The organism is Paenibacillus sp. FSL P2-0136 (assembly GCF_037975325.1).
Classification (GTDB): Bacteria; Bacillota; Bacilli; order Paenibacillales; family Paenibacillaceae; genus Paenibacillus_AQ; species Paenibacillus_AQ silagei.
In genome coordinates, this window is sequence record NZ_CP150244.1 from 2,099,403 (window position 1) to 2,123,123 (window position 23,721).

Genomic DNA, 23,721 nt, shown 5'->3' on the forward strand with positions numbered 1-23,721 from the left:
CTTGCGCCGCAAGAGGTTCTTCCATTCGCTGTCCATCCGTCTTCACGCCAAAGGGGGAAACTGCAGGGTGGCCCGCAGTCCATGGCCGGTGTTGCTCTCCAGAACAAGCTTGCCCTTATGGGCTTCGGCAATGCGGGCGACCATCGGAAGGCCAAGCCCGTGGCCCTGCCGGACGGGGAGGGTCCGCTTCCCGGAGTAAGGCAGCAGGACCAGCTCCGGCAAGTGCTCCGCCGGAACTCCCTGACCATTGTCCGATACGGACAAGGCGAAACAGGAGTCTTTCCCGCTGCGGAGGATGCTAATCTCAATCCGGCAGCCATCCGGGTTATGCCGGATGCTGTTCTGGACCAGATTGCTTACTGCACGGTAGAGCAGCTTCTCATCGCCCATCACTTGCAGGCGCTCGTCCATAATGCACAGGTCCAGTGAATAACGCTCCTCCAGGCCGTTATTAATGAAGTCGGATACCACGGTCCGGGCCAGAGCGGATAAGCGTACCGGCTTAAGCTGCAACGGTTGCATGTCATACTCCAGCATCGAGACGAGATTCAAATCGCTGACCAGCGACCTTAGCTGCTCGCCTTGGCGGCGGATGATGGCAGCCTGCTGGCGTTGCTCTCCGGTCAGGTTGTCTTGTTCCTCCAGATTGCTTGCGTAGCCCAGGATCATCGAGAGCGGGGTGCGGATGTCATGGGAGATCCCGGCGATCCAGTTGGAGCGGGCTTCATCCCGTGATTTCAGCTGCGAGCTCCTGGTCTGCAGGGTAGAGGAAGCCGAATTAATACTCTCGGACAAATCACTGAAGAGTCCGGCAGTCTCCAGGTTAACCGGCTTGTCTTTGGCCAGGGCATGAATGCTGTTGATCAGGGGCCGGATCTTGCGGATCAGCCGGGTGCCGATGAACAAGGAGAGGGCCACGGCCAGTGCCACATTGCAGATCAGGAGCAGCAGCACTCTTAAGGGAAGGGAGCGCAGCCAGTCCGTCATGTATCCGAGCTGATATTTTTCATATGAATATTTAGGATAGCCTACGACAATAAGTCCTTCTGGATGCTCCCAGATATACACAGGATATTCCAGCAAGTAGTAGCGTGAGAACTTCGCCACCTCTACGATGTTGTAAGCATGCGGAATCTCCGGCGGCAGCTGCTCACTCCATGTCACCTTGCCTTCCGCGTTCAGCAGCATAGCCCAGGCCCGGTTCTGCTGAAGTAGGGCACCCCCCTTGGGATTAAGGGAATACTTGCCGTCAGACTCTTGCAGAGCTGAGGATATCTCCCGCACAACCTTTTCCGGTGAAGCCTCCTGATGCGTTTCCTTGAAGATCAGGGAACCCAGCAGAATCAGATTGAACAGGAGCAGAAGCGTAGAGACCAGCAGGGTAGAACCTACGAATTTGCGTAAAATACGGACCGCGCTGTCCATTAGAGCGCCTCCTGCACCAAGAGCTTATACCCAAGCCCTCTGACCGTCAGCAATTGTACCGGCTTCGAGGGATCGGCTTCGATCTTCTCGCGGATACGCCGCATATGCACCATTAAGGTATTCTCATACCCGTAGCTGTCATCTCCCCATACCGCCAGGCAGAGAGCATCGCTGGTCACAATCCGGCCGCGGTTCTCATAGAGCTTGACCAGAATGGCGTGCTCTTTAGCCGTCAGAGGCAGCTCCTGGCCGTCTCTTCGTACCACAGCGCTGTTCAGATCCACCACTTGCTCACCTGATCTGAAGACAGGCAGCCGTTCTGGAATCGGCGAGGCATATACCCGCTTCAGCACAGCGCTCAGACGCAGCATTAACTCCCTCGGCAGAAAAGGCTTGACGATATAATCGTCGGCTCCCAGGCCCAGCCCCAGCAAGCGGTCCTCATCTTCGCCCCGTGCCGACAGGAAGAGTACCGGCATATCGGAGAAGGTCCGTATGGCGGAGAGAAGCGAGAACCCGTCCCCGTCCGGCAGCATCACATCCAGAATGGCGATATCCGGCTTTTCCTGGCGGCACATGGCGAGGGCACTGCTATAATCTCCAGCGGCATAGATGCGGTAATACCCTTCTTTTCGTAAAAAGAGCTCGATCATCTCACGTATTTTTGGCTCGTCCTCAACGATCATTATTTTGCGGTTCTTCATCGTATTCAATCGTCATCACCCATGAATTAGTATACACGATCAGGCGGTGAAGAATGGAGGAACCGGTGTATTTAAGGTAGGCGTAAGGTTATCTTCAGCCTGGAGCAAGGGAAGGCCTCTATGCTTGGAAGCAAGAGCCAACTTGAGAGAAATGGAGCTGAACTGGAACCTATGAACACTCAACCAATTATCGAGACACAGCAATTGACCAAGACCTATGGGGGAACGCCCCGGGTGGATCAGGTAAATCTAAAGGTGCAGCAGGGAGAGATTTTCGGCTTCCTCGGTCCGAATGGAGCAGGGAAGACGACTACGCTCAAGATGCTGCTGGGACTGGTGCAACCCACCCAAGGAACCGTTAAGCTGTTCGGCCAAGAGCTGCGGAGCCACCGGCTGGAGATTCTGAACCGGACGGGTTCCCTGATTGAGTCGCCTTCCTATTACGGACATCTGACGGGCCTTGAGAATCTGAAAGTCATGCAGCGGCTGCGCAGCCTGCCTGCCAAAAATATTGATAAGGTATTGCAGATTGTCCGGCTGGATAATCACCGGCACAAGCCTGCCGGGCAGTATTCACTCGGAATGAAGCAGCGCCTGGGTCTGGCTATGGCCTTGCTGGCTTTCCCGAGTCTGCTGATTCTGGACGAGCCTACGAATGGGCTCGATCCTGCGGGGATCGGAGAGATCCGGGAGCTGATTAAATCCTTGCCTGCCCAGTATGACATGACGATTGTGGTATCCAGCCACCTGTTGTCGGAGATTGAGCAGACTGCTACCTCGGTTGGCATCATCAGTGACGGCAAGCTGCTGTTCCAGGGGGCGATGGCTGCGCTTCAGGCGCAGAACCGGGCGGCGGTTCACTTTCGGATCAATGATCCCGCCCGGGCAGTCCGGATACTGTCGGAGCACGGGTACAGGCCCATAATGCAGGAGCAGCAGCTGGTGTTCAGCGCCATGCCGGACTCTGAGGTGGCCCGGGTCAATGAGATTCTGGTGTCCGGCCAGATTGCTGTGAGCCGGATCGTGGAGTCGAGGAAGAGTCTGGAGGATATCTTCCTGGATCTCACCGGAAAGGAGCGGAGCCTGTGATGAAAGCCTTGTTCCTGGAATATTACAAAATCCGGCGGAGAAAGGTATGGGCGATGCTGACGCTCTTTCTGGCCGCCGAGCTGGGCTGGGCGGCCATGTCCATGAGCATCTCGATCTCGCGGAGTGCGGACAATGCCACCTGGGAAGCGCTGATTTTCAGCCTCTCGTCGATGAACGGGCTGTTCCTGCCGATTCTGTCGGCGATTGTAGTGTCAAGGATTTGCGACATGGAGCATAAAGGGGATACCTGGAAAATGCTGATGACTACTTCTGTCGGACGCCAGACGGTGTATGCCGCCAAATTCGTCTGTGCCGGAAGCCTGATCCTCTACGGCATTCTGGCCCAGGTTGTTTTTATTACCGGCTTCGGCCTGTTCCATAGACTCGCAGAACCGCTTCCGGCAGGCCTGCTGCTGCAGTTCACTGCGGGTACTCTGATTGCCAGTCTGCTGATTATTGCGATGCAGCAATGGATATCGCTGGCGGTGAAGAATCAGGCATTTGCCCTGTGTCTTGGCATGCTGGGCGGGTTCCTGGGGACGACCGCAAGCTTGTTCCCTGCCGCTGTCCGTCAGTTAGTCGTCTGGTCTTATTATTTGGAGCTCAGTCCGGTGACTTATGTGTATAAGGCTTCATCAGGAACCTATATTACCGGAAGCATGCCTCTGATTCAGTTAAGTGCAGCTCTGATACTGACATTGGTTCTGTATGTTGCCGGGAATACCCATGTCTCCAAACAATCGGTCTAAGGAGGAGAACTTATGCTTAGAAGTGTTGCTGCCGAATGGCCCAAGCTGCGCCGCTCGCGGATGGGACTGGTGCTGGTCAGTCTGCCTGTGGTCAGCCTGATGATCGGCTGTGCTAATTTTGTGATGAACCGTGAGGCCTTGCAGGGAGAGTGGTATAGCTTATGGACTCAGGTAAGCTTATTTTATGGAGAGTTCTTCCTGCCGATTCTGATTGCCATCTGCTGCGCGTTTGTCTGCAGGCTGGAGCATGTGAACCGGAACTGGAACATGATCCTGGCTGCTCCAGTATCCATAACCAGTCTCTTTATAGCCAAGCTTGTTATTGTGGGCATGCTGATTGCCGGAGCGCAGGCGCTATTCCTTCTAATGTATTGGGCGGCAGGACAGATGCTGTCTATGACGGGGGATTTTCCAATGGACATCATCGTGTGGACCCTGCGCGGCTGGGTGGCTTCGCTGAGTATTGCCGCTCTGCAGCTCGGCTTGTCCATCCGTATCCGCAGCTTTGCAGCGCCTATCGGAATCAGTCTATGTGCGGTTTTTGTCGGGCTGGGCCTGTATGTGCTCAAGCTGGGGCTGCTGTTCCCATATTCGCTGCTGACCATTGGTATGGGCGTGCTTACCCAGCGCGGACTGACGGCTATGGAGAATCTGCTATTCTTCCTGATGAATGGAGTGTACCTTGTAGTTCTGTCAGTCTGGTCGATTCGCAGATTGAGATATAAGGACGTAGGCTGATGCGTGGCGGGCAGGTGTAGAAGCATTAAGCAGCAGTAAGCGGAGGCCGGGGGCCTCCGCTTATCTTTTGTGCCCTATGAGGAAATGATGTGGAGGAGCCGCTCGAAAAGCGCGTGTCTTCTTATTTGCTCATATCGTAATCCGGCATTCCAATGGTAGAGAACCACTGACGGATCTGCTCCTGGTCCTTGGAGAAGGTAAGGCCCAGCTGAAGCAGGATTCTTGCCTTTTGCGGGAGTAAATCGCCTGCGCCGATGATGCCTTTGGCGCCTGTGTCATATACTGCGCCTGAACCCGCGCGTGTTGCACTTACGAATAAGACGCCCTTCTCGATAGCTGCCGTACGGGCTGCCTGCTGTGCGGTGGAGATGCCTCCTGCGCCGTGACCCGCAGTTACGATCCCCTTAACCCCTTCATTAGCCAAGGCCGTAATGGGCGCAGCGGAGGCTTCTGTATAACTATACACAACATCGACTTTCGCCAAATCCTCCGGCTGGATCGTACTGAGATCAAAAGGGGTTTTCCACTTCTCTGTTCCGGCATCCCTGACGCGGGCTGGCGCACGAACCGCACGAATCCGGTTCTCGTCTACCGTTCCCAGAGCGCCGTACCGGCCCCCGTCAAAGGTATCCAGGCGCAGCGCATCGGTCTTGGTAACTTCCCGGGCTGCAAAGAATTCATCATTCATCATCAAAACTGTACCATAGTAAGTGGTTTTCTGACTTGCAGCCAGCCGGATTGCATTCAGCAGATTAGCTTCCCCGTCGAAGGAGATCGTATTGGATTGTCGCATGGACCCGGTGAAGATAACAGGCTTGGGACTGCGGACAGTGAGATCAGTCCAGTAAGCCAACTCTTCCATGATGTTGGTGCCGGTAGTAACAACTACAGCATGAACAGCCGGGTTGGCCAGTTCCTTGTCGATAGCGATGGTAAGGTTGTATAAGTCCTTGGAGGTGGTTTGCGCCGAGCTGATATTGCTTAACTCAGTACTGGTGACATTGGCTATTTTGGATAGCTCGGGCTGTAGTCTTTGGATAATATCATTAATGGATACCTTTGGCGTGCCATACGTCTGAAACAGCTCTCTGGAAGGAGAAGTGGAGGTGATGGTTCCTCCGACACCTACCACAACGACATTCGGAATAATTTTCCCGGGTGTGGTGACCTCAGCGGCTTTCGTGATCGAAGGGAAGGATAACATGGTGAAGAGAACCAACAGAGCGGTAAAGAGACTTAGCCTTCTTTTTTGCATAAGATTCATAAGTGACCTCCTCTTAATTTGATTTCTGTGTAAGTATATATGACATTATTCATAATTGTCAAAATGATAATTTTACTTTTATGTAAAATAAATTCATAAATATGCATAAAAATTTAGATAAAATTGATTTTGTGTAATTATACAAAACATATAAATGACACATACTTTACATTTAAGTCCGTAACGATGAGCGATCGCCCATCAGGTGTATAGAGGGAATTTCATCTGGAGCTGCAATTGCCGCACAAAAAGGCCGCTTTCATGCTCTTCCCCTCCTTAAAGCTGACGCGGATGGGTAGGGCAATAAAAGCGGCCGCTGCTTCACAACCTGCCTGTGGGAATACGGTCAATCGTCCGGATGTCCATTGCTCATCCAGCTATCCACACGCAGGTTCCCGGCATAGTCTTCACGCGCGGAGATTGCTGCGAGCTTCTGCTCAGCTTCTTCACGAGTGGCGAAACCGCCGATGACAGCGGCGAAATCACCAGAGGCTGTCTTCAGGAAGGTAACATCGTCATCTAGATAGATCTCTTCCAGGATAGCCAGTGATTCTCCAGGAGGCATTCCTTCGCTGCGTACATAGTAGACTTCCTTAAACGCAGGGGCCTTGCCCTCTGCTGTCAGCTTCAGCTCAAGCGTACCCGGATTGCTGTACTCGGTAAGGGTATGGCGGGTGCCTTCCTTCAGTTCAACCACGAACCGCATGGCGGAATCATCCAGGATGATATTTCTGTACACATCACTGACCAGCGGTGAGGCCAGTATATCCTGCTCCAGCGCATCGTAATCGAAGCTGCGGACACCGTTAAAGGTGAAGATCAGACGGTTCGGAGCCTGCCTCTGGTCGACTGTATAGGAAGGCACACTTACGGCTGGGCTTTCAGCTCTTTCACTCCTTTATTGGCTTCTTGAAGCATTTGATTGACCATTAGACCGTCAAGGGGTGAAAATAGTTTCAACATCCTGCAAAAAGAATAAACCTGCGGGTACAGAGCCGCAGGCTGTAGAAGCTTCTCGCTGAAACGGTACCGTCCTTTAAAAGGACGGCAAAGCCGTTTCCATTTGTCCCGAAGGATTACCTTGTCTCCAGATAGGCGATACCCAGCGCTCCAGTGACCGGATTGCGGTAGGTCTCGCACTCCACATCGAAGACCTCGCGGATTAATTCCTTCGTTAGAATATCCTCAGGGACTCCGCTGGCCGCGACCCGGCCTTCCTTCATAACATACAGATAGTCGCAGTATTCAGCGGCCAGGGTGAGATCATGGAGGGCGGCGAGAATGCCGATATCCAGCTTTCGGACGATATTCAGAATCTGCAGCTGGTATTTGATATCCAGATGGTTGGTCGGTTCGTCCAGAATCATGAATTCCGGCTGCTGGGCCAGCACACGCGCCAGAATGACCCGCTGCTTCTCGCCGCCGGATAAGGAATTATAGCTGCGGCCAGTATGCCCCTCCAGATTGACCTTGCGGAGTGCGGCCGAGACAATGTCAGCGTCCTGCTGGCTGTCGGTTTCCAGCATGCCTTTGTGGGGCGTCCGGCCCATTGCCACCATCTCACGAACGGTGAAGTCGAAGCTCAGCTCGTTGAACTGGCCGACTACGCCCAGCTTCCGGGCAACAAGCTTCGGGCTGGCCTTGATCACATTAAGCTCAGAGAGGAAGACATCGCCCTGGCGCGGTTTAATGACTTTATAGATGCTCTTGAGCAGTGTCGATTTGCCGCAGCCGTTCGGGCCGATCAGACCGACGAATTGCTTATTTTGCACCCTCAGCGAGACCTCCTGCACAATCTTCGCCTCACCGAAAGAGACGCTTAGCCGTTCAACATTCAGATTCATCAGCTTTTCCCTCCGAAGGCATAGCCTTTTCTAATCAGCATGTACATGAACATCGGCGCGCCAATCAGGGCGGTAATGATCCCAATCGGCAGCTCCACATTCGGTACGATGGTCCGGGCAATGACGTCCGTCCAGATCAGGAAGATCGCTCCGAACAGAATCGACGCCGGCAGCAGCCTGCGGTGGTCCGAGCCTACCAGTCCCCGCACCAGATGGGGGATAATCAGTCCCACGAAGCCGATCATCCCGCAGCTTGCTACCATAACGCCGGTAATCAGCGCCGTGAGAATCATGTAGACTCTGCGGTAGGCACCCAGATGAATGCCCAGCGTAACCGCCGCTTCATCTCCTAGCAGCATGGCATTCAGCACACGGAACTGCGAGAGGAACAGGATAACGGCGAGCAGGACGGTGACCGAGATCAGCGGCAGCTTGTCCCAGCTGGAGGCGGCCAGGCTGCCCATCGTCCAGAAGGTAACTGTCTTAATGCCTTCGGCATTGTTCGCGAAATAGACAATGAAGTTGGCAAAAGCGGTACATAGAGCGTTAATGACCATCCCGGCCAGCACCAGCTTGACGGAGGTCATTTTGCCGCCCGCACTGGCAAGTGTGAGGACTAGCAGAGAAGCGCCAACCGCTCCTGCAAAAGCCCAAAAGGCGACTCCCGACTGGCCGAGCAGCCCCATCGAGCCGAAGCCGATCAGGATGGCGAAGGTTGCGCCCAGCGAAGCGCCGGAGGAAATACCGAGTATGTATGGATCAGCCAGGGGATTCTGTACCGCCGCCTGCATAATCGTCCCGCATAGCGTAAGTCCGGCGCCGATGAACATCGCCATCAGGACACGCGGGAAGCGGATTTTCCAGATAATATCCACGAAAGAACCGTTCGTCAGCTCCTGCATATCTCCAATCTGGATGCCTGTGATGTGATGAAGCAGAATCCGGTAGGATTGGGAGACAGGAATATCCACCTGGCCGAAGGAGACCGCAGCCCCGGCAGACAGCAGGGTGATAATGAACAGGACGCCTATAACAGCCATGAAGCCGTAACGGGAATGAATGAGAGATTGCTTAGGCTGTGAAGGTATGGCTAGATCAGTATGCATGACAATGGGAAGGCTCCTTTACATTAAAAGATTAGTATGGACTGACTCATCAGAAGACACTGTGAGCAGAATATCGTAGCATGTTTTTAAATATAAAGGATATTGAGAACGATTGTCAATGATAATAATTCTCATTGACATGCTGTCCAACTTTCTATATTCTACGGAGGTATCCCCTGCAAGGCTATGGGCTTAATGCCCTACCCGCAGGATAACTAACATACATACAGAAAAGGGGACCTAAGAGAATGAAGAAAATATTCAAACGATATGTACCGCTGCTGGCGGTTCTGGTGATGGCGGTCATGCTGGCAGCTTGTTCTTCCAATGCAGGTAATGAGAAGGAAGCGGCGGCAACGGCTGCACCTGCATCGGCCAGTCCCGCACCGGCGGAGACTGCACAGGCAGCCAAGACGATATATCCGCTTACTGTTGAGAACCATACGAATAACGGGGAAGGCACCGAATGGACGACTAAAGCGCAGACCTTCGATAAGGCTCCTGAGAAGGTAGTAGCGAATACCCAAGGTGCGGCTGAACTGCTGATTAAGCTGGGGCTTACCGACAAAATGGTCGGGGTTGCGGCTCTCTATGGTGCAGGCGATCCGGCGGTTCAAGAGGAATTCAAGAAGATTCCTGTCATCTCCCAGGACTATGCCAGTAAAGAACTCGTTGTAGGCAGAGGCCCGGATCTGGTGATGGGGCGCGGCGGCCTGTTCGCAGATGCGGATTGGGGAGTAGGGACGGTAGGCGGACTCAATGAGCTGGGCATCAAGACCTTCGTGCAGAGCACCAGTCTGCAAGGGGCAACGCTTGACAGCCTGTACAAGGATATTGAACAGCTCGGCCAGATCTTTGATGTGCAGGAGAAGGCTACTGCATATATTGCAGAGCTGAAGGAGCGTGCTGCGAAGCTGAAGGAAGGGGCAGCAGCAGGAGGGAAGACCTTTGCTTACGTCTCTGACGGGGGAAACGGCGCGATCGCTGTCTATAGCGGGAACGTGGATACTTTTGCGGGAGATGTGCTGGGACTGCTTGGACTGACCAACAGCTACGCGGATGTGACCGGTGAGATCAGCAAGGAGCAATTAATCGCGACCAACCCGGATGTCCTGCTGATCTCGGTGTACACAGGCGGTATTGATGCTGACCAGTCGATAAAAGCGTTCTATGCCGATCCGTCACTGCAGAGTCTGAAGGCAATCCAGAACAAAGCGATCTATAAGATTGACTTCAACCAGTTCTGGGGATATAGCTATTCCATCTTTGACGGGGCGGAGAAGCTTGCGTCTGAGCTGGCTGCTGCGAAGTAAGACGAAGCTGCCTAAGCGGGAGTTACTCCGTCTATAAGAGCTAATAAATGCCTGGAAAAAAGCAGCCTGAGCTGTCACGGTAAAGTGACGGTTCAGGCTGTTTGTTGGTTTATGCTTGTGCACTCTCATAAATATTCATGACCACCTGCTGGATCGGCAGCTCCTTGACCGAAATATCCGAGAAGCCGTGCTTGCGGGAGATATTCTCGATGAACTCGCTGATCGAGATGCGGGCGGTGTCCACCTCCAGCGTAACCTGGAAGTCTGACGGCCGCTCAACCACCTTGGTGTAATCGTTGTCGAAGGGGGTGTTCTGCACAGACTCTACAAAGGTAAAGCTGACCTGCTTCTTCTCTCCCAGAAAGACTTTAAGCCGCTGCAGCGAATCATCGAACACCTTCTCGCCATGGTTAATGACGATGACCCGGTGCGCCAGCTCCTCCACATCCTCCAGATCATGGGTGGTCAGGATACAGGTCATATTCAGCTTCTTGTTCATCTGGCGGATGAATTCGCGGATCTTGACCTTGGCGATCACATCCAGCCCGATCGTCGGCTCATCCAGGAACAGGATGTCCGGCTGGTGCAGCATGGCCATGACGAATTCGCATTTCATGCGCTCGCCCAGCGACAGCACCCGGGTAGGCTTCTCAATGACCTGGGAGATTTCCAGCAGCGCCGCGAGCTCCTCCAGCCGATGATTGAAATCCAGGGTGGAGATTCCGTAGATGGCCTTGTTCATATTGAAGCTGTCGATGGGCGGAATATCCCAGATGAGCTGGGATTTCTGGCCGAAGACAGCTCCGATTTTGCCGACATACCGCTTCCGGTCACGGGCCGGGGAATAGCCGAGGACCGAAATCTCCCCGCTTGTCGGGTAGAGTGCGCCGCAGAGCATTTTGATCGTCGTCGATTTGCCGGCCCCGTTAGGCCCCAGCATGCCGCAGATTTCGCCCTGCTCAATGGCAAAGCTGATATCGTTCACAGCCTGGACCGAGACTTCTTCACGCTTGAAGAAGCTCCTGAAGGTCTGCCCCATGCCTGCGCCCCGCTTATAAGTGGTGTATGTCTTCGTTAAATGCTTCACATCTATAACCGGCATCAGCCGCCAACCCCCTCATATAATCTGATCATGTGCCGGTAGACCCAAATGCCTGCCCAGAGAAAGACAAAGCAGGGCAGTATCGCTGCAAAATCACTGGCTCCTACCCGGCCAAGCAGCGCCGAGGCCGGGAGGAAGCCGACCATGCCCACAGGAATGATCATCGTCGCTGCCGCCTGCACCGCCTTCGGGAAGATCGGCAGCGGATACTTGCCGACACTCAGTACACTGTCGGCCAGCTCGGAAATCCGCGAATTGCCCACCCACTTGAACGACATCGCCGCCATCATCAGTGATAATCCGGCCAGGACTGCCGTTCCGGCGAAGAACATGCCTGCGAATTGCAGCCAGGCTAAGGCCGGAATCGCGCCTACATGCCAGGCGGAGAACACGAATAACGCCGCTCCGCCCAGGAACAGCCCGGCACTTTCGGTGGAGAAGGTCGTAGCCACAAGGTAGAACAGCGGATTCAGCGGCTTAAGCAGCACTACCTCGAAGCTGCCCTCCCGGACATGCGACATGGTGGTCCACATGACCCCTCCGAAGACAAGGCTGGAGAGGCCGCTGGACATCGTGAATACGGACTGGATCAACAAGACCTCGTATAAGCTCCAGCCGGGGAAGCTGGTGCCTGCCCGGTAGATCAGCAGGGTCACCAGCGGAAACAGTATATTACCGATGAGGGTAATCAGACTGCTGACGATGAAGTTCATCCTATAGGCCGAAGCCGTCTGCACGGCGGAGTACATGCACTGCTTGTATACCTCTACATACCTTTTCATGTCAAGAATGTTCCTTTCTTCGGGGCATTCATTCACGCGCCGACCGCGGTAAACTGCTTCATGGCCCGGCGGCGGACCAGCTCATTGCACCCGAACATTACCAGCACAGCCGCTCCCTGCATGCCGACAGCCTCCGGGATGGATAACTCCAGGCCGCCGAGTGAATAATGGCCGGTGAACACCATGGCAGGCATATAAGCAATGTATTGAAATGGCAGGAACAACTGGGTCACCTGCAGCCAGTGCGGGAAGAAATCCAGCGGAATGAGCGCACCTGAGAAAATCCCCGATACCAGCATGAACGCGCTACGTATGCCCCCTGACTGCACCAGCCAGAAGGAGGTGAGGCCAATCGTATAGTTGACATAGAAATTCATCAGAAAAGCGAGCAGCACGGACACTATGGTCCACGGCAGGCTTGCCGGCCGCATATCGATGCCGAAGATAAAGATAAAAATCAGCAGGCACGGCAGAAATTCAAACACGAAGCCGAGGAAGCGGTGTCCGAGCTTCTGGAACAGCGCGAAGGAACGGTGATCGACCGGACGCAGATGGAAGGTCAGAAACTTGCCGGTGCGGACAAGCATCGACAGATTCCAGTCGGCGAAATCCATGATCAGGTAACCAATCAGCGCCGTTGCCCCGAAGTAGCGGATCATTTGCTGGAGATCAAGCCCGCCCAGTGTAGCCTGCCCTCCATAGACTGCGGTCCAGATGAAATACTGCACCATGAAATAGACAGGACCGACGATTACGGACACCAGGGAGTGGGTGCGGTAGGCACTCCACTCCTTATAGGTTACCGCCGCCACGGAGCGGCAGATCCTCCAGTTATGCTTGAGACGGTTCATCAGATCACGCCTGACCAGATAATATTGGTGACATTGAACAGCGCCTCCGCGTACCAGTTATCGTCCTTGAACGGCACGAACCATACCGCAGCAAGCTGCTCGGCAGGGTCCATCACCATACAGCAGGCTCCGGCTCCTTCATGGAAATAACTGCCCTCGGAGTAAAAGAAGGCGGGACCCTTCCGCATATCCAGTCCAATACCGTAGCTCCGGTCTTTGACATCATTGCCCCAACAGTAGTCGGGAACCCCGTAGAGTGTACGGGTGGTGAGCTTCTCGACGGCTTTGCGGCCGAGAATGCGGGTCTCACCCAGTCGGCCCATGCCCAGCAGCATGTTGGCGAAGCGGATCAGGTCAGCCGGTGTGGAGGACAGCCCTCCGCCGGTGCTGGATACCGTCTCCCACAGCTTTTCTGCCGCAGAGACCCCGGGCTGGATGCCTTGGGCCAGCTCATTCAACTGCTTCTCCCGCATTTCGTTGCGGATAATGAAGCGCCCCGCCAGCTCCGGCGTCGGCTCCCACATCGTATCCCTCATGCCGAGCGGCTTCAGGATGTTCTCCTCTATGTACTGCTCGGCGGTAACGCCAGTCACCTTCTTGATAATCTCGCCAAGAATACAGAAGCCGAAGGAGCAGTATTGCCATTCCTCGCCTACCTTCTTATTCACGCCGCAGCTCAGCGCGGCGGTGATCCAGTCCGGCTCCCCGTCCTCCGGCCTGTAGCTGTCGAAGTATTCGCCGATAAGCTGCCAATAGCTTTTGTGATACGGAATCATGCTGCCCGCGCAGTCGGGAAACAGGCCGGAGGTATGGGTAAGCAGGCTGTAGATATCGATTTTGGCAAAGGGCTCCACGTTAAACGGTTTCAGAAAAGTGCCGACGGGAAGGTCCAGCCGGAGCACGCCATCCTCCACAAGCTTGGCTATGGCCACGGAGGTAATGGCTTTGGTGATTGAAGCAATTCTATGAACGGTAGTCGGCAACAACGGCTCCGTCCGCTCTTCGCGGTAGGAGAGGGGGCCGATGGCGCCGTGCATGAACGTCTTGCCGTATCTGGATATACAATATGAGGCGGCTTGAATCTTTTTGTCATCGATCAGTTGCTGGAAGTGGGTATGCAATACCCCGATTCTTGTTGCGTCATAATTCACCTCTGCCGGTGAGCAGTCGGTAATGCCTGGAGTGTAGAGCATAAAGGTATATGCCTCCTCGAAGGTTGTGGCGCTGAGCGAACCAGCTATGCCCAGGGAAATACGCCCAGGCTTCAGTATATCTTCCATATAGTGTTAGTTACAATGGGGAGTTTGGTTTATAACCAATTTCTCCGGCTCAAAAAGAGGGGTGAACAGGACGAATAGAGAAATAAAAGCATGATAAATATTTCACAGAACGGAAGGACAATGAATCACATCATGACAACAAAGCCGTTAACCAAAAGTATTACGTTCCTGCAAGCCCTGGCCCTGGTGGTCGGGATGATTATCGGATCGGGGATTTTTTTGAAGCCCGGAATTGTATTGAATAATGCGGGTAGCCCATGGATGAGTATTGTGGCCTGGGGTGTTGGAGGGATCATTACCCTGGCTTCGGCGCTGAGTGTGGCGGAGATCGCGGCTGCCATTCCGAAGTCGGGAGGCCTATATACTTATTTAAGTGATTTGTACGGCGGAGTGTTCGGTTATCTGCTCGGCTGGGTGCAGGCGGTGATCTCTTATCCGGCTTCTGTAGCGGCGCTGGCTATTGCCTTCGCGACCTATTCCGGTTACTTTCTGCCGTTGAATGCATGGCAGCAGAAGCTGCTTGCCGTGGGCATTCTGGGCTTCATTCTGCTGATGAATGTTATAGCGACGAAGTTCGGCGGGATCATTCAGACGGTGGCTACGGTTGGAAAGCTGATTCCGGTGGCGGGCATTGTGGGCGTCGGGCTGTTCTCGGATCTGGCTCCCGGCTTCGGAGGCATCGGTACAGCGGCTGCGGGTGCAGGCTTCGGGGCTGCGGTGCTCGGCACACTCTGGGCTTATGACGGCTGGATCAGCGTAACCAATATGGCGGGAGAGATCAAAGACCCGGCCAGGACGCTGCCCAAAGTCATTTCGATCGGTGTTATTTTTGTCATCGCCGTGTATGTATTGTTCAATATTGCGGTGTTCCAGGCGCTGCCCTATGACCAGATCGTGTCGTCCCCGACTCCGGGTGCCGATGCAGCAGAGGCGCTGTTCGGTAGCGGCGGCGGAGCCTTTATTACGGCAGGCATTATTGTCTCTGTGCTGGGTGCGCTGAACGGTTATCTCATGACCGCAGCACGGGTGCCGCAGGCGATGGGGGAGCGGGGACAGCTTCCGTTCTCCCGGGTGCTGAGCAGCATTCATCCGAAGTTCCAGACACCGGCGAATGCGCTTGTTTTTCAGAGTATACTGGCCGTGATCTATATCTTCTCCGGGACCTTCAATACGCTGACCGATCTGCTGGTGTTTGTCCTGTGGATCTTCTTCACGATGGGCGTGTTCGGCGTGTTCCTCCTGCGCAGGAAGCTGCCGCCTGTACAAGGCCGCTATCGCGTGCCGCTCTATCCGTTCACCCCGATCCTTGGCGTAGCAGGGGGGCTCTATATTCTGGCCAGCACGATCATCAGTGATCCGCTGCGCTCGCTTATTGGGATTGGCATCACGCTTGCCGGACTCCCCGTGTATGTGGTGATGATGCGGAAGAATCGCGTGTAGACAGCTGTTCATAGCCAAGTGTGAGAAACTTTTAATAAAACAGTTGACAGCGCCCGTTCAAAAAAGTATACTATGAAAGTACTTTTGAGCGGACGCAGTCAGCTTAGAGATCATCGTCTAGAAGAATCATACATAGACACCATACGGACTCTTAGCTCAGTTGGTAGAGCAGTAGACTCTTAATCTATTTGTCCAGGGTTCGAGCCCCTGAGAGTCCATCCCTTAAGAAACGGCAGAAATGCCGTTTTTTTGCTGTACAGGAAATTATAATTCCTCCTGTTGTGGACAAGGTGAGTCTACATTTGTGGAAAAGAGCTCTTTGAATGATTCCTAGAGTGACTTGGTTGCTGAATGGGGCTGAAGGGTCGCCGGGAGAGCAGGAGTGTAACTAATTTCATCGGTAAAAGGCTGAATGCTATGCTAAAAACCGAGTACAAACGGCTGGTACAGCGGTATATAGGCCAAATGTATGTGGAAAACAGCATACATTGTGTTCACATGCAGGCGCATGGCTCAAATGTATGTGGAAAACAGCATACATTGTGTTCACATGCAGGCGCATGGCTCAAATGTATGTGGAAAACAGCATACATTGTGCTGGCATGCAGGCGCGTGGGCCAAATGAGGAGCACTATTGCATCTCATTCGGCTCAATCGCAGGCTAAATCAGCAAATCAGGCACACTAGTGCTAGTCCGTGGATAGCAAGCCCATCCGAACGCCGTTACATATGCTCCGCAAGCTGCACTTCGAAGCCGTCTGGGTCCAGAATATAGAAGAAGCGCAGGCTGGGATTCGGCGCGATAGGGCCGCGGGCTACCGGGATTCCTTCCTTAGCAAGTTCGGCCATAGCCTTGTCCAGCGATGCGACCTCGAAGCCTACAGAGACTCCGCACTCCGGCTTCAGCGGCGGGTCACTGCCCTCTATGAGTTCCAGCTTCGGCTGCCCCTCTATCCCCAGCATGACGATCTGCTTCCCTCTGCTCTCGAATCTGCGCTCCACAGGAAGCCCTAGAATCCGGTGATAGAAATCAAGGGAAGCCTCCAAATTGCGTACCCTGAGTGTAATCCAATTCATCGTGAGCTCCATCATGATCCATCCTTTGCTGTACAATTCAATTGCTGCTAAGATAAGCTATCCGCATATTTTAACATATTTGATCAGGAGGTTATAGTAATGAACAAGCCTCTATGCAGCTCATAGTGGAACCCGAAACCCCGGATATGATAAGCTCATGGAATCAGGGCAGCCCTGAACCAAGGAGGGAAAAGTTATGAGCAGCTTAATAGCAGGTGAGGTCTATTCCGGGTTTGAAGTTATACGCAAGGAGTACATACGGGAAATCGAATCCTCCGTATACACGCTGGAGCATCAGCAGAGCGGCGCACGGCTGCTCTATGTACAGAATCAGGATGACAATAAGGTATTCAGTGTCACGTTCCGGACTCCGCCTGCGGACAGCACGGGAGTGTTTCACATTCTGGAGCATTCGGTCCTCTGCGGCTCCGGCAAATTCCCGGTGAAGGAACCGTTCGTTGAGCTGCTGAAGGGCTCGATGAAGACGTTCCTGAACGCTTTTACCTTTGGCGATAAAACGATGTATCCGGTAGCCAGCCAGAATGACCAGGATTTTGCCAATCTGATGGAGGTCTATCTGGACAGCGTCTTTCAGCCGAACATTTACAGTCAGCCGGAGATTTTTGAGCAGGAGGGCTGGCACTATGAGTTGCCCAATTCTGGGGATGAGCTGATCTACAAGGGCGTTGTCTACAATGAGATGAAGGGCTCGTATTCCTCGCCGGTGACGGTGCTGATTGACCGGATCAAAAAATCGCTCTACCCGGGTACGATCTACCGTCACTCCTCCGGCGGCGATCCGCAGCATATCCCTGCATTGACCTATGAACAGTTTCTGGAGGCGCACCGGAATTATTATCACCCCTCGAACAGTTATTTCTATCTCTATGGTGACCTGAATATCGAAGCACGGCTGCAGTTTATCCATGAAGAATATCTCAGCCGCTATACGCGCAAGGCTATGGATACTTCGATTGCACTACAGGCACCGACCGGCATGACCCAGCTTACGGCGGAGTATCCCATTCTGGAGACGGAAACGGCTGCGGACAAGACATACTTGAGCTTGAATTATGTAATAGGGACCTCTCTGGACCGGGAGCTGAATCTGGCCTTTGCCATTCTGAAAAGCATGCTGATGGACAGTAGCGCCGCCCCGTTGAAGCAAGCGCTGCTGGAGAGCGGTCTGGGCAAGGATGTGGTTGCTTTTTATTCAGATAGCATGGTTCAGCCTATGCTGGGTATTGCTTTGACACATTCTAACCCTGAGGCCAAGGAGGAGTTCGTGAATCTGGTCAGAGCTACCTTAAGCCGCCTTGCTGCGGAAGGTCTGGATGAGAAGCTGGTGCTCGCTGCGGTGAACAGCAAGGAATTTGAACTGCGGGAAGCCGATTTCAGCCAATATCCGAAGGGTCTCACCTACAATATGGAAGTGATGAAGGCCTGGCTGTATGACGGCTTGCCGTCCACATATCTGGAGTACGAAGCGGCGATTACGGCGATCCGTGAGCAAAGTGGCGAGCGGTATTTCGAGCGGCTGATCGAGACCTACCTGCTGAACAGTAACCACAGTAGTGTCGTTGTCCTCCAGCCCTCTCAGACTCTTGCGGGGGAAAAGGATGCGGCGGTCCGCAGCCGTCTGGCGTCATATAAAGCGTCTTTGGCCCCGGCACAGCTGGATGAACTCGTGCTTAGCACGCAGAAGCTGCTGGCCCGGCAGAATACTCCTGACCCCGCAGAGGAGCTGGAGAAGCTGCCGAAGCTGACCCTCCAGGATGTTAACCCTATTGCCCCGGCCGGGGTACCCACAGTGGAGGTTGCGCTGGACGGGATTAAGGTGCTGCATCATGAAGTGGCTGCCGGTGCAATTGCCTATATCAAGCTGTACTGGGACACCAGCGTGCTTGCAGCACAGCAGATTCCTTATCTGGAGCTGCTGGCGAGAGTGCTCGGACAGCTGGAGACGGAAGCCTACAGTATTGAGGAGCTGACCAGTGAGATCGGGATTACTACGGGCGGCATTCGTTTCCAGAATGAGGTGTTCGGAGCAGGGAAGTCTGCGGAAGGAAGCTATCAGGCCAAATTCAGCGCGCGGATCAAGGTCATGCAGGGTAACATTGGCGGTTCTCTGAAGCTGCTGCATGAGCTGCTCTACGGCAGCAATCTGGATAACCTGTCCAAGCTGCAGGAGATTGTCCGCCGCGAAGCCTCCGGCATGGAAGCGATGCTGACCCAGAAAGGCAATGAGATTGCAGCCAGCCGGGTGCTGTCCTACTTCTCGGACCGGGGGATGTACGAGGAGCAGCTTGGCGGCGTGGCGTATTACCGCTTCATCAAGGAGCTTGCCCGCAGCATTGACCAGCAGGCTGAAGGGCTTGCAGATACCTTGAAGGAAATCTGCGGCTTGTTGTTCAATACGCAGAATCTGACGCTCTCCCTCACCGGTACGGCGGATTCGTATGCGGAATTCGCCGCACATGTGCAGGAGCTGGACCTGAGCAGACGGGTGGTAGAGTCCCTGCCGCTCTTATCAGCACAGGGGCAGGCGGTCAACGAAGGCTTCATGTCCGCGAGCCAGGTGCAGTATGTAGTCAAAGGTTATGATTACAAGAAGCTGGGCTTCGCCTATTCCGGCAAGCTGCAGGTGCTTAAGAAGATCCTCAGCCTGACCTACCTGTGGAATACGGTCCGGGTCAAGGGCGGAGCGTATGGCGGCAATCTGCTCCTGCGCCGCGACGGCGTAATCCTGTTCACTTCCTACCGTGATCCGAACCTGCTGGAGACGCTGGAGGTCTATGACCGGGCCTCTCAGTTTGCCGGAGAATATTCGGCAGATGAAGCGGAGATGGAGAGAGCGATTATCGGGACCCTAGCCATGCTGGACCAGCCGCTGAGTCCCGGCGCTACAGGCCGCCAGGCGGACCGGCATTATTTCGAGCAGATTACGGCGGAAGACCTTCAGCAGGAACGTAATGAAATCCTGTCAGCCACAGCCGGGGATATCAGGAGCTATGCAAGTCTGCTTGAGGCGGTAACGCAGCAGAATTACTTCTGTGTAGTCGGGGGTGAATCCAAGCTGAAATCGGCTTCAGGTGCTTTTGGCAGCCTGGAGGAGCTGGTGAAGTAAGCGGGAGCGGCTACGATTAGCCAGCTAATACGAAACAGGGTGCCTCTGGAGCTGTTAATACAGCCGGGGCGCCCTGTTTGCTGCGGGTTAAAGTTTTCTTTGAATATTTGACTATTTAGTTTTAGAATATAAAGATTACTGACTTTTAGGAGGAACACAAGTGGAACTTGGAATAAGCACCTTTGTCGAGACAACGCCTGATGTGAATACCGGAGTGACTCTAAGCCATGCGGAGCGGCTGCGCGAAGTGGTGGAGGAGATCGTGCTTGCGGATCAGGTGGGACTGGATGTATACGGCGTGGGTGAGCATCACCGGCCTGATTTTGCAGCTTCGTCGCCTGCTGTGCTGATGGCGGCGGCTGTACCGCTGACGACCCGAATCCGCCTGACCAGTGCGGTCATGATTCTGTCCTCAGCCGATCCGGTGCGGGTATTTCAGGATTTCGCAACACTGGATGGAATATCGGGGGGCCGTGCCGAGATTATGGTGGGCCGGGGCTCGTTCACCGAGTCGTTTCCTCTATTCGGCTATGATCTGAAGGACTACGAAGAGCTGTTTGACGAGAAGCTGGACCTGCTGCTCAAGCTGCGGGAGCCCGGCAAGGTGAACTGGAGCGGCAAGCACCGTCCGGCCATAACGAATCTGGAGATCTATCCGCGCCCGGAGCAGAATCCGCTGCCGGTATGGATTGCGAGTGCGGGAACGCCGGAGTCTGCGGTTCGTGCGGGTAACCTGGGCCTGCCCTTTGCTCTGGCGATTATCGGCAATGTGAATCCTTCCGATTATGCCATGCATGTACGGCTCTACAAGGAGGCAGCGGCCAAGGCTGGTCATGATGTGTCCAAGCTTCCGATTGCCTCACACTCTCATGGTTATGTTGCGGAGACGGACGAGCTTGCTGTAGCGGCCTTCTTCCCGTCTACACATGCGCGGACGAATGTCCGGGCGGTGGAGAAAGGACTCCCTTCGTATCACCGTGCGGATTACGATGCTGCCCGCAGCTTTGACGGTGCTCTATATGTGGGCGACCCGGACACAGTTGCCCGCAAAATCCTCCACCTCTACGAGCACGTAGGGATCACCCGCTTCCTGCTGCATGTCCCGCACGGCTCTATGCCGCATGCCGAGGTGATGCAGGCCATCCGCCTCTTCGGGACAGAGGTAGCGCCTAGGGTGCGGGAGGGAATTAAGCGGTTGAAGCAAGCATAGCTCCTGCTAGAGCAAGAGCGCTACTGCTATGAAATCCTGCCTGAAATACAACATTCTCTCCACTAAACAGGTCTTGATCGAAGATTGTTGCAGGAAAGGCAGCATTTCCCCCTCTTTTGTGCGGATTAGCTCGAGAAATCCTGTATATCATGCAACATCTCTCCCGCATACCCAGGTATACAGGGCTGGAAGTTGCAGATCCTGTAAGCGTGTTGATTTCCCAAAAAAAGGGACAAGAAAGGCCGCCATTTCGGGTAATGGTAAGTACGACCAAACCAAACCGAAATGAGGCGACCTCATGAATAATAATACCCCATTCCTGGCCGTGTTCAAACAAGTATTAACTCCGGAAGAAGTCGAAATGGTGACTGGGCAAACCAAGAACTACGAGGATACAGGAATCAAAATGACTGTCGGTGTGTTGTTCGACTACTTTATCCAAGCCTGCTACCACAAATGGGATGGCTTTCGTCAAAGTGCTCGGGTGGGCTCGAACTACGATTTGCCCAAGGTTCATTACTCCACTCTTTCGGGCAAAGCCGGTGAAGTGCCTTACGATATCTTCAAGCGTTTGTTTCAAATGCTCGTCCAGAAATGTAACCGGCAAACCCGGCGGCACCTGAATCTGCCTAAAGATCTTCTGCTTATTGACTCTACGACGGTTACGGCGGCAAACTCCCGTATGTCTTGGGCTCCGTATAAAAAATTCAGAGGAGGTATCAAGCTGCATGTGGCCTTCTCGCATGGACAGCATTCACCCGTGAAGGTGGTCGAATCGATTGCCCGGCGCAATGACGCTCCATTTGGAGAAGTCTTGGCCGATAAGGACTACCTTCTAGTCCAGGATCGGGCATATGGAAAAATCGGTCGATTGGATCAATATGTGCAGCAAGGTCAGTCCTTTGTGATTCGTTTGAAAGACAATCTCCACTTGGTGTTGCCGCGAAAACGTCAGCGACCGGCAGAGGGAGACAGCAAAATTGTACGCGATATCACCTGTTATATCGGTCAAGGGAAACACCGATCCGCCCAGCGCCACCGCGTCGTTGAATTTGAAAATGACCGGGGCGAAGTCGTACGGGTCGTCACTGATTTGAGAAAAGAGTCCGCTCACGTGATTGCTGAAATTTACAAAGCACGCTGGGAGATTGAAGTCTTTTTCCGCTGGGTGAAACAGCATTTGAATGTCCCTTGTCTGTTTGGAACCACCGAAAATGCAGTGTATAGCCAATTGTTTGTGGCCCTTACCGCGTATGTGCTTCTGAAATACATTTTTGATGAAATTCATCCGAAGGTACCGGTCTTTGCTAAGCTGACTCTATGGGAATTTATGCAGTACTGGCGTATATTTAATCTTCCGCTGGAGTGGCAGGTTCAGCTTAATCAGCTCAGGCGTAAAGAACATTTAGGTGTTTTTGTCATCCCATAATATGGGTAATCAACACGCCTGCAGATCCTGCAACACTTTAGATTTGTTGCGGTACCAGCAGCGATCAGCCGGTGATTTATCAGGCGTAGTTTTGAGTTCGGAACTTATATTCGGAATATACAGAAGAGGACCCCGCGGCACTAGGCCTGGGGTCCTCTTCTGTATATGGAGCTATGAGCTTAAATGAGCATGGATCTGATCAAGTAATCGAAGCCTCATAGATGGCCTGGATCGACGCAGCGAGGGTGCGGCCAAATTCCTCTTCCGTCTGCTGATCGCTAAGCCCCTGGGATAAGGCGCGGGAGAAGCTGGCAATCACTCCATGCTGGCGGGCCAGCTTCTCGTTGGCTTCAGCCTGGGTATACCCTCCTGAGAGGGCTACGATCCGAACCACATGGGGATCTGCGGCGAGCTCACTGTATAAATTATCCTCTGTCGGGATCGACAGCTTGAGCATGACCTTCACGCCATCTGGCAGCTCAGACAAGCGTGCGGCCAGTTCCCGTTTCAGCAATTGCTCTGACTCCTGCTTGTCCTTGCTGAGGATATCTACTTCCGGTTCAATAATCGGAACGAGTCCGAAGGCGGCGATCTGCCGGGCCAGCTCGAACTGCTGCTCCACGACTTGCCGGACACCCTCCGGGTTCGCCTCATGGATTACGGAGCGCATTTTGGTGCCGAAGATATGCTTGCTGACTGCCCGCTTCAGCAGATCATCGAGGGCGGGGATAGGCTTCATGAGCTGGACTCCGTGCTGAGGAGCGGCCAGTCCCTGGTCTATTTTGAGAAAAGGCACGACGCCCTTCTGCTCCCACAGGTAATCGGCGGTATATTGCCCGTCTATGAGGCGGTCCATCGTGTTCTCGAACAGAATTGCACCTAGAATATGCTCCCGGTTAAAGGCGGGACTCTGAATAATGCGTGTTCTCATGCTGTGAACCATGGTGTACATCTCTTCGTCCCCTGAATAACGGTCTTCCTTAATACCGTATTGCAGCAGTGCTTTGGGGGTGCTTCCTCCGCTCTGATCCAGAGCAGCTATAAAGCCTTGGCCAGTGTGAATCCGGTCCAATTGTTCAGTATTCATGGTTAGATTCATTCCCTTCTGCAAAATGAGATGGTTACTGTACCCTGTCTAGTATAGCACTTGCGCATAAGGACATACATGGGGGTCCGGCAGAGCTTTCCATT

General features: G+C 53.8%; 20 protein-coding genes and 1 tRNA gene. 9 read left to right on the forward strand and 12 right to left on the reverse strand.

The window, feature by feature from the left end; genetic code table 11:
- Nucleotides 1-42: 42 nt before the first annotated feature.
- Nucleotides 43-1,425, reverse strand: a complete 1,383-nt coding sequence (locus NYE26_RS08720; RefSeq protein ID WP_339255145.1) for a HAMP domain-containing sensor histidine kinase — start codon at nt 1,423-1,425, stop codon at nt 43-45.
- Nucleotides 1,425-2,138: a response regulator transcription factor gene (locus NYE26_RS08725; protein ID WP_339255146.1), complete on the reverse strand. Its 714-nt coding sequence runs from the start codon at nt 2,136-2,138 to the stop codon at nt 1,425-1,427. Before NYE26_RS08725 ends, NYE26_RS08720 begins: the two co-directional genes overlap by 1 nt.
- A 162-nt stretch (nt 2,139-2,300) precedes the next feature.
- Between NYE26_RS08725 and NYE26_RS08730 the strand changes: the two genes are divergently transcribed.
- The 3 genes from NYE26_RS08730 to NYE26_RS08740 are packed head-to-tail and all read left to right on the forward strand — an operon-like array spanning nt 2,301 to nt 4,705.
- Nucleotides 2,301-3,218, forward strand: a complete 918-nt coding sequence (locus NYE26_RS08730; protein WP_339255147.1) for an ABC transporter ATP-binding protein — start codon at nt 2,301-2,303, stop codon at nt 3,216-3,218.
- Entirely contained in the window at nt 3,215-3,967 is a 753-nt protein-coding gene (locus NYE26_RS08735) for an ABC transporter permease (protein WP_339255148.1), read from the forward strand. Before NYE26_RS08730 ends, NYE26_RS08735 begins: the two co-directional genes overlap by 4 nt.
- 12 nt (nt 3,968-3,979) lie before the next feature.
- Nucleotides 3,980-4,705 carry an ABC transporter permease gene (locus tag NYE26_RS08740; protein WP_339255149.1) on the forward strand — a complete coding sequence of 242 codons (726 nt, stop codon included), beginning with the start codon at nt 3,980-3,982 and terminating at the stop codon, nt 4,703-4,705.
- Nucleotides 4,706-4,826: 121 nt separating this feature from the next.
- On the opposite strand, the gene NYE26_RS08745 is transcribed toward NYE26_RS08740, so the two are convergent.
- The 4 genes from NYE26_RS08745 to NYE26_RS08760 form a co-directional block, all read right to left on the reverse strand.
- The gene (locus NYE26_RS08745) at nt 4,827-5,969 is read right to left on the reverse strand and encodes an asparaginase (RefSeq protein WP_339255150.1); all 1,143 of its coding nucleotides are present in this window, start codon (nt 5,967-5,969) and stop codon (nt 4,827-4,829) included.
- A gap of 346 nt (nt 5,970-6,315) precedes the next feature.
- Nucleotides 6,316-6,834 carry a hypothetical protein gene (locus tag NYE26_RS08750; protein WP_339255151.1) on the reverse strand — a complete coding sequence of 173 codons (519 nt, stop codon included), beginning with the start codon at nt 6,832-6,834 and terminating at the stop codon, nt 6,316-6,318.
- A 211-nt stretch (nt 6,835-7,045) separates the two neighbouring features.
- A complete protein-coding gene (locus NYE26_RS08755; protein ID WP_339255152.1) occupies nt 7,046-7,813 on the reverse strand; it encodes an ABC transporter ATP-binding protein in 768 nt (255 codons plus the stop codon).
- A complete protein-coding gene (locus NYE26_RS08760) occupies nt 7,813-8,919 on the reverse strand; it encodes an iron ABC transporter permease (protein WP_209874625.1) in 1,107 nt (368 codons plus the stop codon). Before NYE26_RS08760 ends, NYE26_RS08755 begins: the two co-directional genes overlap by 1 nt.
- A gap of 248 nt (nt 8,920-9,167) precedes the next feature.
- On the opposite strand from NYE26_RS08760, the gene NYE26_RS08765 reads away from it, so the two are divergent.
- Nucleotides 9,168-10,232, forward strand: a complete 1,065-nt coding sequence (locus NYE26_RS08765) for an ABC transporter substrate-binding protein (RefSeq protein WP_339255153.1) — start codon at nt 9,168-9,170, stop codon at nt 10,230-10,232.
- 109 nt (nt 10,233-10,341) lie between these two features.
- Here NYE26_RS08765 and NYE26_RS08770 read toward each other — a convergent pair whose 3' ends face one another.
- From NYE26_RS08770 to NYE26_RS08785, 4 genes are read right to left on the reverse strand one after another with little or no spacing between them, the layout of a single operon-like run.
- Nucleotides 10,342-11,334 carry an ATP-binding cassette domain-containing protein gene (locus NYE26_RS08770; protein ID WP_339255154.1) on the reverse strand — a complete coding sequence of 331 codons (993 nt, stop codon included), beginning with the start codon at nt 11,332-11,334 and terminating at the stop codon, nt 10,342-10,344.
- Nucleotides 11,334-12,116: an ABC-2 family transporter protein gene (locus NYE26_RS08775; RefSeq protein ID WP_036725439.1), complete on the reverse strand. Its 783-nt coding sequence runs from the start codon at nt 12,114-12,116 to the stop codon at nt 11,334-11,336. The genes NYE26_RS08770 and NYE26_RS08775 overlap by 1 nt, the downstream gene beginning before the upstream one ends.
- Nucleotides 12,117-12,148: 32 nt before the next feature.
- Nucleotides 12,149-12,967, reverse strand: coding sequence for an ABC-2 family transporter protein (locus NYE26_RS08780; RefSeq protein WP_076085067.1), 819 nt, complete (start codon nt 12,965-12,967; stop codon nt 12,149-12,151).
- The gene (locus NYE26_RS08785) at nt 12,967-14,247 is read right to left on the reverse strand and encodes a serine hydrolase domain-containing protein (protein WP_339255155.1); all 1,281 of its coding nucleotides are present in this window, start codon (nt 14,245-14,247) and stop codon (nt 12,967-12,969) included. Before NYE26_RS08785 ends, NYE26_RS08780 begins: the two co-directional genes overlap by 1 nt.
- A 132-nt stretch (nt 14,248-14,379) precedes the next feature.
- Here NYE26_RS08785 and NYE26_RS08790 point away from each other — a divergent pair, with 132 nt between their 5' ends.
- Nucleotides 14,380-15,687: an amino acid permease gene (locus NYE26_RS08790; protein ID WP_339255156.1), complete on the forward strand. Its 1,308-nt coding sequence runs from the start codon at nt 14,380-14,382 to the stop codon at nt 15,685-15,687.
- Between the two features lie 145 nt (nt 15,688-15,832).
- Nucleotides 15,833-15,905, forward strand: a tRNA-Lys gene (locus NYE26_RS08795).
- Nucleotides 15,906-16,410: 505 nt separating this feature from the next.
- Here the strand turns inward: NYE26_RS08795 and NYE26_RS08800 are convergent.
- The gene (locus tag NYE26_RS08800) at nt 16,411-16,764 is read right to left on the reverse strand and encodes a VOC family protein (protein WP_339255157.1); all 354 of its coding nucleotides are present in this window, start codon (nt 16,762-16,764) and stop codon (nt 16,411-16,413) included.
- A gap of 196 nt (nt 16,765-16,960) precedes the next feature.
- Between NYE26_RS08800 and NYE26_RS08805 the strand changes: the two genes are divergently transcribed.
- From NYE26_RS08805 to NYE26_RS08815, 3 genes are all read left to right on the forward strand, one after another.
- Nucleotides 16,961-19,891, forward strand: coding sequence for an insulinase family protein (locus tag NYE26_RS08805; protein WP_339255158.1), 2,931 nt, complete (start codon nt 16,961-16,963; stop codon nt 19,889-19,891).
- 160 nt (nt 19,892-20,051) lie between these two features.
- On the forward strand, nt 20,052-21,101 hold the full coding sequence (locus NYE26_RS08810; protein ID WP_339255159.1) for an Atu2307/SP_0267 family LLM class monooxygenase: 1,050 nt from the start codon (nt 20,052-20,054) through the stop codon (nt 21,099-21,101).
- A gap of 298 nt (nt 21,102-21,399) precedes the next feature.
- Entirely contained in the window at nt 21,400-22,530 is a 1,131-nt protein-coding gene (locus tag NYE26_RS08815; protein WP_339250465.1) for an IS4 family transposase, read from the forward strand.
- Nucleotides 22,531-22,729: 199 nt separating this feature from the next.
- On the opposite strand, the gene NYE26_RS08820 is transcribed toward NYE26_RS08815, so the two are convergent.
- Nucleotides 22,730-23,617, reverse strand: coding sequence for a fructose bisphosphate aldolase (locus tag NYE26_RS08820; RefSeq protein ID WP_339255160.1), 888 nt, complete (start codon nt 23,615-23,617; stop codon nt 22,730-22,732).
- Nucleotides 23,618-23,721 lie beyond the last annotated feature (104 nt).

Bases quoted from the DNA above. Each gene is read 5' to 3' on its own strand.
- NYE26_RS08815 (WP_339250465.1), top strand. From the start codon at position 21,400: ATGAATAATAATACCCCATTCCTGGCCGTGTTCAAACAAGTATTAACT.
- NYE26_RS08805 (WP_339255158.1), top strand. From the start codon at position 16,961: ATGAGCAGCTTAATAGCAGGTGAGGTCTATTCCGGGTTTGAAGTTATA.
- NYE26_RS08785 (WP_339255155.1), bottom strand. From the start codon at position 14,247: ATGGAAGATATACTGAAGCCTGGGCGTATTTCCCTGGGCATAGCTGGT.
- NYE26_RS08775 (WP_036725439.1), bottom strand. From the start codon at position 12,116: ATGAAAAGGTATGTAGAGGTATACAAGCAGTGCATGTACTCCGCCGTG.
- NYE26_RS08755 (WP_339255152.1), bottom strand. From the start codon at position 7,813: ATGAATCTGAATGTTGAACGGCTAAGCGTCTCTTTCGGTGAGGCGAAG.
- NYE26_RS08790 (WP_339255156.1), top strand. From the start codon at position 14,380: ATGACAACAAAGCCGTTAACCAAAAGTATTACGTTCCTGCAAGCCCTG.
- NYE26_RS08800 (WP_339255157.1), bottom strand. From the start codon at position 16,764: ATGAATTGGATTACACTCAGGGTACGCAATTTGGAGGCTTCCCTTGAT.
- NYE26_RS08745 (WP_339255150.1), bottom strand. From the start codon at position 5,969: ATGAATCTTATGCAAAAAAGAAGGCTAAGTCTCTTTACCGCTCTGTTG.
- NYE26_RS08760 (WP_209874625.1), bottom strand. From the start codon at position 8,919: ATGCATACTGATCTAGCCATACCTTCACAGCCTAAGCAATCTCTCATT.
- NYE26_RS08770 (WP_339255154.1), bottom strand. From the start codon at position 11,334: ATGCCGGTTATAGATGTGAAGCATTTAACGAAGACATACACCACTTAT.
- NYE26_RS08780 (WP_076085067.1), bottom strand. From the start codon at position 12,967: ATGAACCGTCTCAAGCATAACTGGAGGATCTGCCGCTCCGTGGCGGCG.
- NYE26_RS08765 (WP_339255153.1), top strand. From the start codon at position 9,168: ATGAAGAAAATATTCAAACGATATGTACCGCTGCTGGCGGTTCTGGTG.
- NYE26_RS08740 (WP_339255149.1), top strand. From the start codon at position 3,980: ATGCTTAGAAGTGTTGCTGCCGAATGGCCCAAGCTGCGCCGCTCGCGG.
- NYE26_RS08730 (WP_339255147.1), top strand. From the start codon at position 2,301: ATGAACACTCAACCAATTATCGAGACACAGCAATTGACCAAGACCTAT.
- NYE26_RS08820 (WP_339255160.1), bottom strand. From the start codon at position 23,617: ATGAATACTGAACAATTGGACCGGATTCACACTGGCCAAGGCTTTATA.
- NYE26_RS08720 (WP_339255145.1), bottom strand. From the start codon at position 1,425: ATGGACAGCGCGGTCCGTATTTTACGCAAATTCGTAGGTTCTACCCTG.